Source organism: Providencia sp. PROV109 (assembly GCF_033681625.1).
Lineage (GTDB): Bacteria > Pseudomonadota > Gammaproteobacteria > Enterobacterales > Enterobacteriaceae > Providencia > Providencia hangzhouensis.
Genome location: NZ_CP096320.1, coordinates 3,741,178 through 3,757,242 on the forward strand (window position 1 = coordinate 3,741,178; position 16,065 = coordinate 3,757,242).

12 protein-coding genes and 4 tRNA genes are annotated in these 16,065 nt (G+C 40.6%); 2 read left to right on the plus strand and 14 right to left on the minus strand.

Annotated elements, in window-relative coordinates:
* The first annotated feature begins 6 nt into the window (after positions 1-6).
* Both M1F25_RS17290 and M1F25_RS17295 read left to right on the plus strand, forming a co-directional pair.
* Entirely contained in the window at positions 7-798 is a 792-nt protein-coding gene (locus M1F25_RS17290) for an inner membrane protein YpjD (RefSeq protein ID WP_004264820.1), read from the plus strand.
* Between the two features lie 42 nt (positions 799-840).
* Positions 841-2,127 (plus strand): CNNM domain-containing protein, encoded by a 1,287-nt coding sequence (locus tag M1F25_RS17295; protein WP_110592308.1) that lies wholly within the window; start codon positions 841-843, stop codon positions 2,125-2,127.
* Between the two features lie 85 nt (positions 2,128-2,212).
* Here the strand turns inward: M1F25_RS17295 and luxS are convergent, their stop codons facing one another.
* From luxS to proA, 14 genes are all read right to left on the minus strand, one after another.
* The gene (luxS, locus tag M1F25_RS17300; protein ID WP_004914042.1) at positions 2,213-2,728 is read right to left on the minus strand and encodes an S-ribosylhomocysteine lyase; all 516 of its coding nucleotides are present in this window, start codon (positions 2,726-2,728) and stop codon (positions 2,213-2,215) included.
* A gap of 151 nt (positions 2,729-2,879) precedes the next feature.
* Positions 2,880-4,439, minus strand: a complete 1,560-nt coding sequence (gene gshA, locus M1F25_RS17305; RefSeq protein ID WP_094962027.1) for a glutamate--cysteine ligase — start codon at positions 4,437-4,439, stop codon at positions 2,880-2,882.
* 196 nt (positions 4,440-4,635) lie between these two features.
* Positions 4,636-4,712, minus strand: a tRNA-Arg gene (locus tag M1F25_RS17310).
* Between the two features lie 94 nt (positions 4,713-4,806).
* Positions 4,807-4,883: transfer RNA gene (locus tag M1F25_RS17315), tRNA-Arg, on the minus strand.
* Positions 4,884-5,021: 138 nt separating this feature from the next.
* Positions 5,022-5,098 (minus strand) — tRNA-Arg (locus tag M1F25_RS17320).
* 11 nt (positions 5,099-5,109) lie between these two features.
* Positions 5,110-5,202 (minus strand) — tRNA-Ser (locus tag M1F25_RS17325).
* Positions 5,203-5,636: 434 nt separating this feature from the next.
* Positions 5,637-5,822, minus strand: coding sequence for a carbon storage regulator CsrA (gene csrA, locus M1F25_RS17330; RefSeq protein WP_004264815.1), 186 nt, complete (start codon positions 5,820-5,822; stop codon positions 5,637-5,639).
* 227 nt (positions 5,823-6,049) lie between these two features.
* Entirely contained in the window at positions 6,050-8,677 is a 2,628-nt protein-coding gene (gene alaS, locus M1F25_RS17335; protein WP_004264811.1) for an alanine--tRNA ligase, read from the minus strand.
* Between the two features lie 326 nt (positions 8,678-9,003).
* Entirely contained in the window at positions 9,004-10,071 is a 1,068-nt protein-coding gene (gene recA, locus M1F25_RS17340) for a recombinase RecA (protein ID WP_094962029.1), read from the minus strand.
* A 104-nt stretch (positions 10,072-10,175) separates the two neighbouring features.
* A complete protein-coding gene (gene pncC, locus M1F25_RS17345) occupies positions 10,176-10,679 on the minus strand; it encodes a nicotinamide-nucleotide amidase (protein WP_004264808.1) in 504 nt (167 codons plus the stop codon).
* Positions 10,680-10,693: 14 nt separating this feature from the next.
* Positions 10,694-11,896, minus strand: a complete 1,203-nt coding sequence (lplT, locus tag M1F25_RS17350; protein WP_036958917.1) for a lysophospholipid transporter LplT — start codon at positions 11,894-11,896, stop codon at positions 10,694-10,696.
* A gap of 1 nt (position 11,897) precedes the next feature.
* Positions 11,898-14,045 (minus strand): bifunctional acyl-ACP--phospholipid O-acyltransferase/long-chain-fatty-acid--ACP ligase, encoded by a 2,148-nt coding sequence (aas, locus tag M1F25_RS17355; RefSeq protein ID WP_004264805.1) that lies wholly within the window; start codon positions 14,043-14,045, stop codon positions 11,898-11,900.
* A gap of 140 nt (positions 14,046-14,185) precedes the next feature.
* Positions 14,186-14,683, minus strand: a complete 498-nt coding sequence (aroL, locus tag M1F25_RS17360; protein ID WP_004264804.1) for a shikimate kinase AroL — start codon at positions 14,681-14,683, stop codon at positions 14,186-14,188.
* A gap of 127 nt (positions 14,684-14,810) precedes the next feature.
* Positions 14,811-16,064, minus strand: coding sequence for a glutamate-5-semialdehyde dehydrogenase (gene proA / locus M1F25_RS17365; protein WP_004264803.1), 1,254 nt, complete (start codon positions 16,062-16,064; stop codon positions 14,811-14,813).
* Between the last annotated feature and the right edge of the window lies 1 nt (position 16,065).

Here is a 16,065-nt window from a genome sequence, read left to right on the forward strand (position 1 = left end):
TATACTATGCCCGTATTTGCAGTCATAGCAGTTTGTACATACATGGTCAGTCTGTTACTGATCGTCCCTGGCCAAGTGCGTAAACAGCCGTTCTACCGCCACCTCGCGCTTTTTCTTGCCGTTGTTGCGTTAGTAACTCACGCTATTACATTGAAATTTTTGATTTTCAGTGAAGCCGAGGGACAAAACCTCACTCTGTTGAATTTAGGCTCAACAGTGAGCTTACTCATGTGTGTGATTATGACTGTTGTCGCTTACTGGGGAAAAGCTTGGTACTTAACGCCTATAGTCTATAGTTTTGCCATTATTAACTTGATGCTGTCAACGCTAATGCCTGGTGAGTTTATTACGCATCTTGAAGCTCGAGTACCACTTTTTGTTCATATTGGTCTAGCTTTGTTGAGCTATGCGACACTCCTTATTGCGGCTTTATATGCATTACAAGTGGCTTTAATTGACCATCAGCTAAAGAACAAAACCTTAAAATTTAGTCCAGATATGCCACCCATGATGGTAATTGAACGTAAAATGTTCCACATCACTCAAGTTGGGGTCATTTTGCTGACTCTGACCTTGTGTACTGGCTTTATTTATATGGATAATATTTTTGATAAAGAAAATATCCATAAATCGGTATTATCCGTCATTGCATGGTTTGTTTATATCACTCTACTTTGGGGACATTTCCATGGAGGATGGCGAGGTAAGCGCGTCCTATTTTTCCATGTTGGTGGCTCAATCATCTTAACAATGGCTTTTTTTGGTAACCGTTTAATACAGGAGTTTATGGTATTTTGACGCAAATAAAGCCACGACTTTCACAATATAAGGAAACTTGTTTTGGATGATGTGTCCACGAGTACGCTAATCATCATATTGATTGTTTTAATTTTTATGTCAGCCTATTTCTCTGCATCAGAAACAGGGATGATGACGCTAAACCGTTATCGGTTAAAACATTTAGCAAAACAAGGTAATCGCTCAGCGATCCGCGTTGAAAAACTTCTTAAACACCCTGACAAGCTGTTAAGTCTAGTCCTTATTGGTAATAACTTAATCAACATAGTCGCTTCCGCATTAGCGACCATCATTGGTATGCGGCTATATGGGAATGCAGGTGTAGCTATGGCTACAGGGATCCTGACTTTTGTGATCCTCATTTTTGCCGAAGTCATGCCAAAAACACTGGCAGCGCTGTACCCTGAAAAAATCGCATTTCCAAGTAGTTACCTCTTAAAACCATTACAAGTAGTCATGATGCCTATTGTTTGGGCATTTAATACTATTTCAGCCCTACTGTTACGCTGCATTGGGGTGAAGTCACTAACCGCAAGAACTGATGCGGTTAATAAGGAAGAGCTACGCACCATTGTTAACGAATCAAAGCATAAAATTAGCCGCCGAAATCAAGACATGTTGATTTCAATTTTAGACTTAGACAAAGTCACTGTTGGCGATATTATGCTGCCAAGGAATGAGATTGTTGGTATTGATGTCAATGATGACTGGAAATCAATCATTCGGCAGCTCACGCACTCCCCCCATGGCCGCATTGTGCTTTATCGCGACTCACTTGATGACTCTATTGGCATTTTACGCGTCCGTGAAGCATACCGTCTTATGATGGAAAAACGTGAGTTTAATAAGCAAAACCTAATTAAAGCTGCGGATAACATTTATTTTATTCCTAACAGTACACCATTAAATGTTCAGTTAGTTAACTTCCAGCACAATAAAGAAAAACTTGGGATCATTGTTGATGAATACGGTGAAATTCAAGGCCTTATCACTGTCGAAGATATATTAGAAGAGATAGTGGGTGACTTCACAACCTCGATGTCGCCATCTTTAGCCGAAGAAGTCTTGCCACAAAGTGATGGAAGCGTTCTTGTAGACGGTTCTGCTAATATTCGTGAGCTGAATAAGGCTTTTGATTGGAATCTCCCCATAGATGGCCCTAGGACGGTTAATGGCATGGTTTTAGAGGTCATTGGTGATATTCCACAGCTTGAAGAGCAAATCGTGGTGGGGCATTACCTTATCGAGGTATTAGCGATGAATGAAAATATCGTTAAACAGGTTAGGATCACACCTCTTACATTCAGTTCTCAAGTCCCCGACCTTTGATTTGGTCATAAACTTACAATTTAATTCTCATATAAAATAAAAAGAGCCTTAATTGGCTCTTTTTATAGAGAATATTTGATAAAAACTAAACGTGTAGCTGTTCAAGTTTCTCTGCAGGTAATGCTAATTCATCATTTTTATTGATACCAATTTCTGATGCAAGAACATTACGTGCAATTTGCTGGGCTTCTTCCAGTGAGTGCATTTTGTATGTACCGCACTGATAGACATTCAATTCAGGGATCTTGTTTTGGTCTTTCACTTGCAAAACATCTTCCATTGCCGCTTTCCATGCATTAGCAACACGCAGTTCATCTGGCTGGCCAATAAGGCTCATATAAAAACCAGTACGGCACCCCATTGGTGAAATATCAATAATTTCAACACCATTTCCGTTGAGGTGATCACGCATAAAGCCTGCAAAAAGGTGCTCTAAAGTATGCGTCCCTTTTTCTGTCATGGCTTCTTCATTTGGTACAGTAAAACGCAAATCAAAAACTGTGATGGTATCACCGCTTGGTGTTTTCATGGTTTTTGCCACACGTACAGCAGGTGCTGACATGCGAGTATGATCGACAGTAAAGCTATCTAATAATGGCATTTCGTGACCTCCTCGAAAATAAAAAATATTTTCTAAAATAAATGAAACTATTTTGAAAATACAGAGTCTGAATTATTGAAAGACGCGCAATTTGTTATCATCCCTAATTCTCTAAGAGATTTTTTTTGGCCACCTAGAGTGGCCATTTCTTTTAGCGTCCTGCATGAATGCGTAGATAGTCCTCAAAGCTTTCGCTCTCACTTTGTTCCATCTTCGCTTGCTTCGCTATTGAAGCTAATCGTGCTTGCTCAAATTGCTCTTCAGTTATCACTTCATACGGCTCGTTCACTAACTGTTCAAAATATTTTTCAGCTAATTCTAACCCGTAACCACCAATACCTTTTTCTAACATTTCATCCATAACAAGCGCTGAATATGTAAGAGTTGGGTCTTTAAACATAGCAACAAATTGGTGACAAACTTCTTGATATTTTGCATCGCAACAAGTGTCTAGCACTTCAGCCACACGGATCAAGTCATTAAATAATTGCTGCCCAACGTCAACTAATGGTTTAACTTCGCTGCCACAACCGAAACCAATGACTTGGCCTGGTTTACGACCTTCAAGAATGACACGATTCCAGTTTTGACGGCAACAGTCTAATTCCTGAGCATTCATTTCAGGTGCATCAGCAAGTACACACCATATTAAGAATAGATCAACAAAACGAGCTTGCGTTTCATTAACGCCTATCGCACTAAATGGATTGATATCAAGTGAACGGACTTCAATGTACTCAATACCACCACGTAATAATGCGTCAGAAGGTGATTCATTGCCTTTAGGAACGCGTTTGGGCCGTATTGGGGCATAGAGCTCATTTTCAATCTGCAGCACATTCGTATTTAGTTGAATATATTTGCCGTCTTTTTTTACACCCAGTTTTTCAAATTCAGCTGAAGGCTTATGGATGGCTTTTTTCAGGTTCCCTACATATTCATCCAATTTATTGAATGTGATGTTTAAATCACTTTGTGATTTATTTGTATAACCTAAGTCACTCATGCGTAATGATGTCGCATAAGGCAAGTAATACGTACCACAGTCTGTTTTATCAAATGATAGCGTCGTATCTCTATCTTTCAAAAAAGAGCCGCAAATAGCTGGAGATGCGCCAAATAGATAAGGAATAACCCAACCAAAGCGGTAGTAATTTCTAATTAGACGTAAATAGCCTTCAGAAATTTTTTCTTTACCGCTTTCTTCGTCTTCAATACCCGCCCATGCTTGCCAAAATTCAATCGGCAAAGAGAAGTTATAATGCACCCCTGCTATCGTTTGCATCAAAGCACCATAACGATTTTTAAGGCCTTCGCGGTACAGCGTTTTAAACTGCCCCACATTAGAAGAGCCGTACTGCGCAAGAGTGATTTTATCTTCACTTTCAATAAAGCATGGCATACTCAGCGGCCACATTCTTTCATCTTGAAGGTGACGAGCTGTATAGCGGTGTAAATCTCGCAAAAAAGCCAAATTATGGCTAATGCTTTTATCTACAGGAGTAATAAATTCGAGTAAGGACTCCGCAAAATCTGTCGTGATCCATTTATGTGTTAAAGCTTTTCCCAGCCCTTCTGGATGCAAGGTCTCTGCAATTGCGCCTGTGGGGGTTACACGCAATGTTTCACGCTCAATACCACGTTGAATACCATTAAGTGTTTCTGGGTGCGCCTCTAACCATGAGAGCGCTTTCGATACGTCCGGGATCAAGTCGACCTCCCGCCTGTGATGTTAATTTATTTTATTAAGGCAATTACTTTAGCTTAAATCACATAAATTGTCGCTGTCTAGATGTGTGGTTTATGAGGGAATAAATCAAAGAGGTATAGAAAATACGATTTAATTAATTTTATGAATGGTAATTTTAGGCAAAAAAAAACTCCTCGAACGAGGAGTTTCTTAAAGATGGTGCATCCGGGAGGATTCGAACCTCCGACCGCTCGGTTCGTAGCCGAGTACTCTATCCAGCTGAGCTACGGATGCAAAATTCATTCGATTTGAAATCGATACATTCTCAATAACTTTTCTGAGTTAAATTAAAAGGTATTATTGATAAGCTAAATTATTAGCTAAGAGATGGTGCATCCGGGAGGATTCGAACCTCCGACCGCTCGGTTCGTAGCCGAGTACTCTATCCAGCTGAGCTACGGATGCATACTTAATGCAAGATGTGCTGCTCTCTCAAACTTCTTTATCAACTTCTACTTCTATAAATCAACTTCTTAGTTACTGCTTTGTTTGGTTGCTAAAACCAAAACAAAACCCCATCAGATTCTCTCATAGGGTTAAATATGGTGCATCCGGGAGGATTCGAACCTCCGACCGCTCGGTTCGTAGCCGAGTACTCTATCCAGCTGAGCTACGGATGCATAATCTAAAATGGCGGTGAGGGAGGGATTCGAACCCTCGATGCAGCTTTTGACCGCATACTCCCTTAGCAGGGGAGCGCCTTCAGCCTCTCGGCCACCTCACCATATTTTAGTTACACACGATTTGTTTTTTCAAACATCTCGTTGCTGTGTGGCGCACATATTACTTTCCTAGACTTAGAAGTCAAACAATTTTTCCAAACTTTTTGCATTCCGTTGTCTGTTTGCACATTTCACAAGCAAGATGCTTAGTTTAACACCGAAAAAGATATTTTTCAGCCCTTATGACACTAACTTTATAAACAAAAATACAGAAAAAAATTATTCTATAAGTGAATAAAAATAAGCTCACTGGATTGATTAGCCTATATTTCATACAAAGGAAAACAAGATTTCGTACAAGAGAACCGAAGACTAAACAATAAAATGAGTTTGATGCTAGAGAATTATAAAAACGAAAGGATATTTTTAGAAATAATGCGAGTAAGACAAGCGCCCATTCTTGCTGTGTGATCAATCATTGGACGCTTATTCATTATTATTGATTATCTGGTTGAGTCTTTTCAGCCTGGATCCGTTGATAAATTTCTTCACGGTGAACAGAAACTTCTTTTGGGGCATTAACACCAATACGAACTTGGTTGCCTTTGACACCCAATACAGTAACTGTTACCTCATCGCCTATCATGAGTGTTTCACCAACTCGACGAGTCAGAATAAGCATTCTTTGCTCCTTGAAATATTAAAAGAGTCGGGTCTCTAGGTATCCCCGCTATTGTCCATCACACACCGTGAAAACGTAAAGCAATGACATTCACCTAAAGCATTGATGCCATCAATACAAGCATTCTAATTATTTACAAGCAAAATATAGCACTACAAACGATACATTAACAATGCCGCAACAGATTAAAGTTGCCTCATATTTTAATGAGGCAACTTTGTAAGTGCTTACAGACGCGCTTCGACCCATTCTTCGACACTTGCCATAGCAGCAGGTAATGCGCTAACGTCAGTACCTCCCGCTTGAGCCATGTCTGGGCGACCGCCACCTTTACCACCTACCTGACTTGCAATATAGGAAATTAAGTCCCCTGCTTTAACTTTAGCAGTCAAATCATTAGTTACCCCAACGATCATACTGACTTTATCACCACTTGTTGTTGAAAGCACGATAATCGCTGATTTCAACTGATTTTTAAGATCATCAACCATAGTTCTCAATAACTTAGGATCAGTATCCGCTAATTGAGTGACTAATAATTTGATGCCTTTCACGTCTTTCGCTTTGCTACTTAGTGAAGCACTTTCTTGAGATGCTTGTTGATCTTTTAGTTGCACAATTTCTTTTTCGAGTTGGCGAGATTTGTCTAACGCCGCTTTTACTTTCTCGACAAGACTATTAATATCACCTTTCACTAAGTGTGCAATTGCTGAAAGTTGCTCTGACTGATTGTGAATGCTTTCAATCGCCATTGAGCCTGTAGTCGCTTCAATACGACGAACACCTGCAGCCGTACCAGATTCACTCAAGATACGGAATAAACCAATATCTCCTGTACGACGCGCATGTGTACCACCACATAACTCGATAGAAAAATCACCCATACTCAGAACACGTACACGTTCCTCATATTTTTCACCGAATAATGCCATAGCACCTTTTGCTTTAGCGCCTTCTAAATCCATCAGTTCAGTTTCAATTTCTGAGTTTTTACGGATTTGTGCATTCACAATATCTTCTACTTGACGTAGTTGCTCTTGTGTCATCGCTTCAAAATGAGAGAAGTCAAAACGCAAGTATTTGTCATTAACCAATGAACCCTTTTGAGAAACATGGTCGCCTAATACTTGGCGTAATGCCGCATGCAGTAAGTGTGTTGCTGAGTGATTTAAACGGATCGCATCACGTCTAGCGCTATCCACAACAGCGGTAATTCTATGGTTAACAACCAGTGAACCCGCCTCTACCTTACCAATATGCCCAATTGCTTGACCATATTTTTGTGTATCAGTGACTTTAAAGCTCGCATTGTCATTATTTAAGTAACCAGTATCACCGACTTGCCCACCAGACTCTGCATAAAATGCAGTTTTATCTAGTATAACTAAGCCTTCTTCACCCGCATTCAAACTGTCTACAGGTTGGCCATCTTTATATAATGCAGTAATAGTGGCTTGTTGCTCATCATATTGATAACCGGAGAATTCACTACGCTTATCAACTTTAATTAAAGAGTTATAATCCGCACCAAAACCACTGGATTCGCGCGCACGACGACGCTGGTCTTCCATCGCCCGCTCAAAACCTTCTTCGTCGACTTTAATATTGCGCTCACGGCAAACATCTGCCGTTAAATCGATTGGGAAGCCATAGGTGTCATATAAGCGGAATGCCGCTTCACCATCCAGAGTATCCCCTTTCAGTGAAGCAAGTTCTTCATCTAATAATTGAAGACCGCGTTCTAACGTGCGTGCAAATTGCTCTTCTTCGGTCTTGAGAACTTTTTCAACCATAGCTTGCTGGCGTGCAAGTTCATCGGCCGCAGGCCCCATGACTTTAATCAATGGCGCGACTAATTTGTAGAAGAAAGTGTCTTTGGCACCAAGCATATAACCGTGACGAACAGCACGTCGAATAATACGACGCAGAACATAACCACGACCTTCATTTGATGGAATAACACCATCACTGACAAGGAATGCACAAGAACGAATGTGGTCAGCAATAACGCGTAATGATTTATTCTCTAAATCCGTCGCACCTGTTGCTTTAGCTGCCGCAGCAATAAGGTCACGGAAGATATCAATTTCATAGTTTGAATTAACGTGCTGCAATACCGCAGAAATACGCTCTAAGCCCATTCCTGTGTCAACTGAAGGTTTTGGTAGAGGCTCCATTGTCCCGTCAGACTGACGGTTAAATTGCATGAAGACTAAATTCCAAATTTCAATATAGCGGTCACCGTCTTCTTCTGGGCTTCCTGGAGGGCCACCCCATATATGGTCACCGTGATCATAGAAAATCTCGGTACATGGACCACAAGGACCGGTATCACCCATTTGCCAGAAGTTATCTGACGCATATGGTGCGCCTTTGTTATCACCAATACGAATAATACGCTCAACTGGAATACCAATTTCTTTATTCCAGATATCATAAGCTTCATCGTCAGTTGCGTAAACGGTCACCCACAACCTTTCTTTTGGTAAGTTAAACCATTCTTCGCTAGTCAATAACTCCCAAGCAAAACGGATAGCGTCATGCTTAAAGTAATCGCCAAAGCTAAAATTGCCTAACATTTCAAAAAATGTATGGTGGCGGGCGGTATAGCCCACATTTTCTAAGTCGTTATGTTTACCACCTGCACGCACACAGCGTTGCGCGGTTGTCGCTCGGGAATATGCTCTTTTATCCAGACCAAGAAATACATCTTTGAACTGGTTCATCCCTGCGTTTGTGAACAATAGTGTAGGGTCATTATTTGGCACTAGTGAACTACTAGAGACCACTTGATGACCTTTTGTATGAAAAAAGTCGAGAAACGCTTGACGGATCTCAGCGGTGCTTTTACTCATATTTATCCCGATATCAAGCTGGAAACAGAATTACGAATTGTTGAGATGGAATGTAACATCACCTCTAATCAACTCTCCGATTAAAAAGTGACTGATAAGATAAAGTCTCTTTGTGCAGAAGTAAAATATAGATACATCCATTCGCAGCTTTCATTGTAAAGCGTCTAGATATTTTCTGAAAGTATGTTTATACCTTGCACTGGTGTATTTTTCCACAGAAAAACTGTTCAATAAACTATTAATGTAATAGGTTAAAAATAAAATAGGCGCCACCACATCAGCGGAGCGCCTATAATTTACTTATTAATCAATTAATTAGATTAAAATTAAAATTCTTCTGGTGTTTCTTCTTCATCAGCATCACTGATAAAGTCTGTTGCTGCACTACTAAATTCACCAGTGTGATTCAATAACATTTCACGCAGTTTGGTATCAATTTCTTGAGCGACTTCAGGGTGCTCTTTTAAATAATTTGTTGAGTTAGCTTTACCTTGGCCAATTTTATCGCCGTTATAACTATACCAAGCCCCTGCTTTTTCAATTAACTTATGTTTTACACCTAAGTCAATTAGCTCGCCGAAGGTATTAATACCTTCACCATACAAAATTTGGAATTCAGCTTGTTTGAACGGTGCTGCAACTTTGTTTTTTACCACTTTAACGCGAGTTTCACTACCGACGATTTCTTCGCCATTTTTAACAGCACCAATACGGCGGATGTCTAAACGAACAGATGCGTAGAATTTTAATGCATTACCACCTGTTGTTGTTTCTGGGTTACCAAACATAACACCAATCTTCATACGAATTTGGTTGATAAAGATCAGTAAGGTATTAGATGTTTTTAAGTTACCTGCTAACTTACGCATTGCTTGGCTCATCATACGAGCAGCTAGGCCCATATGTGAATCACCAATTTCACCTTCAATTTCAGCTTTTGGTGTTAATGCAGCAACGGAGTCAACGATGATCACATCAACCGCACCTGAGCGAGTTAATGCATCACAAATTTCTAGCGCTTGCTCACCGGTGTCCGGTTGAGAACATAGTAAGTTATCGATATCAACGCCTAATTTTTTAGCATAGATAGGGTCTAAAGCGTGTTCAGCATCGATGAAAGCACATGTTTTACCACTACGTTGCGCTGCAGCAATAACTTGCAGAGTTAGTGTTGTTTTACCTGAAGATTCAGGGCCGTAGATTTCAACAATACGACCTAGTGGCAAGCCACCAGCACCCAATGCAACATCAAGGGATAAGGAGCCTGTTGAGATAGTTTCAACATCCATAGAGCGGTCTTCACCAAGACGCATAATGGAACCTTTACCAAATTGCTTTTCAATTTGGCCTAATGCTGCTGCAAGTGCTTTTTGTTTGTTTTCATCAATAGCCATGTTTACTCCCTAAGTGCAATGATTTGACCACTGCAAATAAAACGATTGAATTCGGTTTGTTGAAATTAATTATACTGTATAATCATACAGTATCAAGGAAATTTTTAACTTAACTGCTTTAAAAGTGTTTCAAGTATATAAAGTGTTGATTGAAAACGAACTTCATTTCTGTTTCCTTGAAACACTTGATGTTGTGTTGTGACTAATACCGTTTGGTCTGCCTGTTTCTGTGCAAAACCAAACCATACTGTACCAACAGGTTTTTCTACACTACCGCCCCCAGGGCCTGCTATTCCACTAACTGAAACAGCAAAATCTGCACAGGCTTCTTGTAAAGCGCCTGTCGCCATTTCAGTAACGACTTGTTGGCTTACAGCGCCATACTGCTGTAAAGACTCATCTTTAACACCGATCATTTGATGCTTAGCTTCATTACTGTATGTCACAAAGCCACGCTGAAAATAATCTGAGCTACCCGATATATCGGTTAAAACTTTGGCAACCCAGCCCCCGGTACATGACTCTGCGGTTGTGACTGTTTTACCCTGTTCTTTCAGTTTCAGCCCAACCTGAATACTCAGAGTTTCAAGCCGCTTCTCATCTATCATGATGTTATCTACCTTTATGCCATTTTTTTACGAGCGCGATCCCAAACCCATAAACCCGCAATCGCAATTGCGAATACAGCACCGAAACCAATACCGGCATTCACAACTGACAAACCTGCTTTAATTGCTAATGAGTACAAGCCTAACATAATTAGCATTGCACTATTTTCACCTAAATTTTGTACTGCAATCGCATTCCCTGCTCCAACGGTTTCCTTCCCTTTTTCTTGCAATAATGCATTCAACGGAACGACAAATAAACCGCCGAAGATCCCAAGGATGATTAAAATAAAATAGGATGGAATAATATTAGTTTGCAACGAAAGTAACACCACCATCACACCTATAATAACTCCCGCAGGAATGCAGCGATAAACCGTTTTTAAGGTAATAAACTTGGCAGCAAGCCCGGCTCCTGCAACTATTCCCACGGCAACCATCGCATTTAAAATAGTCGGCGTTGTATTGTCTTGTAATCCCAATGCCACAGGCACCCATGCAACGAGCAGAAAACGCAGCGTTACCCCTGCTCCCCAGAACAAGCTGGTTCCAACTAGTGAAAAACGGCTTTCTTGGTTAGCCCATAGCACCCGGCAGGCATTGAAAAAAGAAGTAATTAACAGTTTAAGATCCCAACCTTTTCCAGGCCTCGCGGCAGCTAAGTGTGGGATGAAAAAATTCGCAATAACGGCTAACGCATACAATACAGCACATGTGCCTAGCGCTAAGATTAAGTTAATATCGGAAAGCATTCCTCCGACAACCGATCCCACTAAAATGGCTGCGATTGTTGAAGCCTCCATGACACCATTGGCCTTAACAAGGTTATCTCCACCAGTGAGCTCACCTAAAATACCGTATTTAGCTGGTGAATATGAAGCAGCGCCGATTCCCACTAACCCATAGCAAAGGAATGGGTTTAGGCCAAAACAAATCCCTAATGCCCCAATAAACTTAAAGATGTTAGAAAACAACATCACTCGGCCCTTTGAGAACCTATCTGCAATTTGCCCAACAAATGGCGCTAAAACGATGTAAGTGAAAACAAACACCATTTGTAAGATAGGATGACTCCATTCAGGATAAAACTCGGCTTTAAGTTGGGCTAATATGGCAAATAATAAAGCATTATCTGCAAATGCAGAAAGAAACTGTGAAGCAAGAACAGCTTTCATTCCTCTGCTCATTAACGGTACATTGGAAGCATTCTCTTGCATATTATTCATCCTTTAATGCCATTTGCTTTAATGTGACAAAATCCGTTTTACCGCTACCCAGTACTGGCAACTCTTTAACAAAACGAATATCACGTGGAACCGCTAACTCGGTTAACCCTTTGCTTTTGGCTGCACTAGATAATGCGCTACGGTCTAGTTCTTTATCTGTTGTGAACAAAACAAGCGCTTCACCTTTACTGCTATCTGGCTTTGTAACCACACCATGATTTGCATTAGGAGAAAGAGATGCCACCATTTGCTCAATACTTTCGAGAGAAACCATTTCACCCGCAAGTTTAGCAAAACGTTTAACACGGCCTTTTATCGTACAGAAATTTTTATGATCTAATTCAACGATATCACCTGTGTCGTACCAACCTTCCTCTATTTCACCTTGTGCATTTTCAGCTCGTGGTGTTTCAAGTACCCCAGGCGCTTCCACACGCAAATACCCTTTCATGATATTTGGGCCTTTAAGCTGTAATTTACCACCTTGTTCAATACCAGAAATGGGGATAATTCGCGCTTCCATTTCGGGTAAAATTTGCCCTACAGAGCCTTCTTTAGCGGCCATTGGCACATTAATTGAAACAATAGGTGCACACTCAGTTACCCCATAGCCTTCAAGAATTCGGATACCAAATTTATCGAACCAGATTTTTTTGGTTTTATCTGATAATTTTTCTGCGCCCGCAACCACATAACGCAAACGTGCAAAATCATACTGATGAGCAAATCGTGCGTAGTTACCTAAAAAGGTTGATGTTCCAAATAATACCGTACAGTTTTTGTCATAGACTAATTCAGGAATGATCCGGTAATGTAATGGGCTTGGATAAAGGAAAACTCGGCTACCTGAAAATAGAGGGATAAATAAGCCAACCGTCAAACCAAATGCGTGAAATAATGGAAGTGACGACATAAAACGGTCACGAGGTGTAAAATCAGCGATCGTTTTAATTTGCTCTACGTTTGCCATCAAGCTGGCATGGCTGTGGACAACACCTTTCGGTGTACCTTCCGAGCCGGATGTGAATAAAACAATCGCTTCATCGGACGGCTTTCGGGGAATAATGGCTTTCTTAGGATTAAATAAGTGCTTAATAATCCATATTTTATCTTGCCATGTTACCGTGTCTTTTAAATCTTCAAGGTAAATCCAACTTGCTTCTGGCACTTGTTCTGGAATATGCGTTAAGTTGCCTTTTTCCAAAAATTGGCGGGAAGTAAAGACCACTTTCGCTGCTGAAGCTTTTAAAGCGTTACTAATACCGTGACTGCCCGCAGTGTAATTAAGCATGGCAGGTACTCGGCCTCTCATTAAAGCGCCAAAAATCGCGGCTGCGGTGACTGTCGCATTTGGCAATAATAGGCCAACTCTTTCATTTTCATGAGTATAGCGTTCAATAATACGACCAACCCCTAAGGTTTTTTTCAATAGAGATTGATATGAATCCTCTTTAAATGCGATGTCTTCAATACAAGGCGTGCGGCGCCCAAAAAACTGAACACTTTGAATAAATTCTTCAACTAATGTGACTTGTGGTAAACAAGACATACGTGCGGACTTCATGATTTGGTACAGATTTTCACCAGCCAGAGCACGACGCTCTACCGCTCTAGGAGCTTCTGGCATTGGAATTTCTTGTGCTGGCAATATATGCAATGTGATCTTCGGGAACCATTTTAATGGAAAAATTCCTTTCAGCCGCCCAAAATGGCTATATTGTGCACCTTCTATACGAATAGGAACAACTTTTGCTTCTGACTTTGCTGCCACAAAAGCCGCTCCTTCGTATATTTTCATTAAAGAGCCATGAACCGAAATTCGGCCTTCTGGGAAAATAACTATTGGGCGCCCTTTTTCTACCTCTTTAACTAGATGACGAATACCTAGAGGGTTGGCAGGATCAAGAGGGACAATATCCGCATAGGGCTTAAGGCGCTTCACCATTTTCGGTGTGGCAAATGTTGAATAAACAGCAAATACAGGTTTGACAGGCAAAAAAAGTGCGATTAATACACCATCTAGGAAAGAAACATGATTGGGCGTAATTAAGCATTTATCTTGATTAAATTCTTTCGCGTCGCCAATAACTTGTACGCGAAACAAAAATTTAAGTACTGTTTTGACTATCTTTGCCAACATAATGAGTCCCTATACTATGATTATATTTTTATATATTAGTGTGATACGACTATACCTTTAGTGACTTCTATCTTACTGAGCTACTCCCTTTACTCTAATTAGTATATTCCGAAAACACCGCTGGCTTATCACTCATGAGTTTAAGTTAAATCATTAAGTTGTGCGATGATGTCGTCGACAGGCTGCGCCGCATCAATAATATGATGTGCTGTCGCACGGTAGATAGGCTCCCTTTGTTGCATTACTTCTTCAATTTCTTCAACTAAAGATTTTCCTGTCAAACTTGGTCGCTGATCCGCTTGCGGTTCCGCAGCGAGGCGTTTTGCTAAAACTTCAGGGTGGGTATTTAAGTAAATCACGGTGCCGTTATTACGCATAATTTGCTGATTTTCTTCTGCAAGAACAAGCCCCCCACCAGTTGAAACAATCATATCGCTTTGCGTAATCGACTTAAGGACGTCAGTCTCTAGCTGGCGAAAGTAATCCCAACCGTGCTGTTCAACAATTTCTGCGATACTTTTTCCCGCTTTTTCTAAAATCAATTTATCTGTATCAACAAACTGATAACCTTTAGATTCTGCAAATTTTTTACCAATTGTGGTTTTACCCGAACCTCTTGGACCGATAATGTAAAACATTAAATTTCATCCCATCATCATAAATACTAAGCAATACCGATTACAAATTTGCTTATGATAAACTGCCTAGTTTGGCAAATAAAAAAAGAAAGCCACACAAGTGTGGCTATCTCATCATTTTTACTCATTATGGACGACTTAAAAAGTCACCATACCCGATCCATTTGTACGTTGTTAGTGCATCTAACCCCATAGGGCCACGTGAATGTAATTTTTGCGTACTCACTGCGACCTCTGCACCTAAACCAAACTGCCCACCATCGGTAAAGCGAGTGCTTGCATTAACATATACCGCGGCTGAATCTACACATTGAACGAAATAGTCAGCTTGGTGAATAGATTCTGTCAAGATAGCATCAGAATGAGCTGTACCATAATGACGAATATGGTCGATAGCAGCGTCAATATCGTCAACAATGTCTACGTTAAGATCCAGTGAGAGCCACTCATCGACAAGGTTTTCAGGTTTTACATCAACAACTTTAGCTGGACCTTGTTTTAGCAATGGAAGCGCTTTTTCACTCGCATGTAATGTGACTTGTTGTTGTGCCATTTTTTCACTTAAAAACGGCAGAAATTCATTCGCAATCTCTTTATGAACTAATAATGTTTCCAGTGAATTACAAGCGCTTGGGCGCTGAACTTTTGCATTAATAATCACGTTAATGGCTTTATTAAAATCTACTGATTTATCAACAAATGTATGGCAAACACCAATTCCCCCGGTAATTACTGGGATCGTTGATTGCTCACGACATAATTTATGTAAACCCGCACCGCCGCGAGGGATTAGCATATCCACGTAGCGATCTAATTTGAGTAATTGCGCAACTAATTCACGGTCAGGGTTATTAATAGCCTGTACTGCATCTGCTGGCAAGCCGCTATTTTCCAATGCTTTTTGAATAACTTCCACCACTGCAAGATTAGTATGGTGTGTCTCTTTCCCGCCACGTAAAATGACCGCATTACCTGTCTTTAAACATAACGAAGCCACATCAACGGTGACATTAGGGCGGGCTTCATAAATAACACCGACAACCCCCAATGGGACACGGCGGCGCTGTAAATTTAAGCCGCTATCCAATTGGCTTCCATCAATGATTTGCCCAACAGGATCAGCTAATTGGCATACTTTTCTGACGTCATCAGCAATACTTTTTAAACGCTCTGGCGTCAGCAATAAGCGGTCTTGTAACGCCTCAGTCATACCGCTTGCTTTTGCCTGCGCCATGTCTTTTTGATTCGCTGCAAGTATAACTGCATTATCTTGTTCTAGTAGATCTGCAATTTGTAATAGTGCTGCATTTTTTTGTTTGGTACTTAACTGAGCTAATTGCCATGAAGCAACCCTTGCAGCCTTACCCATTGTCTCTAACATA

Coding starts and splice junctions, on each gene's coding strand:
- M1F25_RS17290 (WP_004264820.1), top strand. CDS start 7: ATGCCCGTATTTGCAGTCATAGCAGTTTGTACATACATGGTCAGTCTG.
- luxS (WP_004914042.1), bottom strand. CDS start 2,728: ATGCCATTATTAGATAGCTTTACTGTCGATCATACTCGCATGTCAGCA.
- csrA (WP_004264815.1), bottom strand. CDS start 5,822: ATGCTTATTCTGACTCGTCGAGTTGGTGAAACACTCATGATAGGCGAT.
- alaS (WP_004264811.1), bottom strand. CDS start 8,677: ATGAGTAAAAGCACCGCTGAGATCCGTCAAGCGTTTCTCGACTTTTTT.
- recA (WP_094962029.1), bottom strand. CDS start 10,071: ATGGCTATTGATGAAAACAAACAAAAAGCACTTGCAGCAGCATTAGGC.
- pncC (WP_004264808.1), bottom strand. CDS start 10,679: ATGATAGATGAGAAGCGGCTTGAAACTCTGAGTATTCAGGTTGGGCTG.
- lplT (WP_036958917.1), bottom strand. CDS start 11,896: ATGCAAGAGAATGCTTCCAATGTACCGTTAATGAGCAGAGGAATGAAA.
- aas (WP_004264805.1), bottom strand. CDS start 14,045: ATGTTGGCAAAGATAGTCAAAACAGTACTTAAATTTTTGTTTCGCGTA.
- aroL (WP_004264804.1), bottom strand. CDS start 14,683: ATGTTTTACATTATCGGTCCAAGAGGTTCGGGTAAAACCACAATTGGT.
- proA (WP_004264803.1), bottom strand. CDS start 16,064: ATGTTAGAGACAATGGGTAAGGCTGCAAGGGTTGCTTCATGGCAATTA.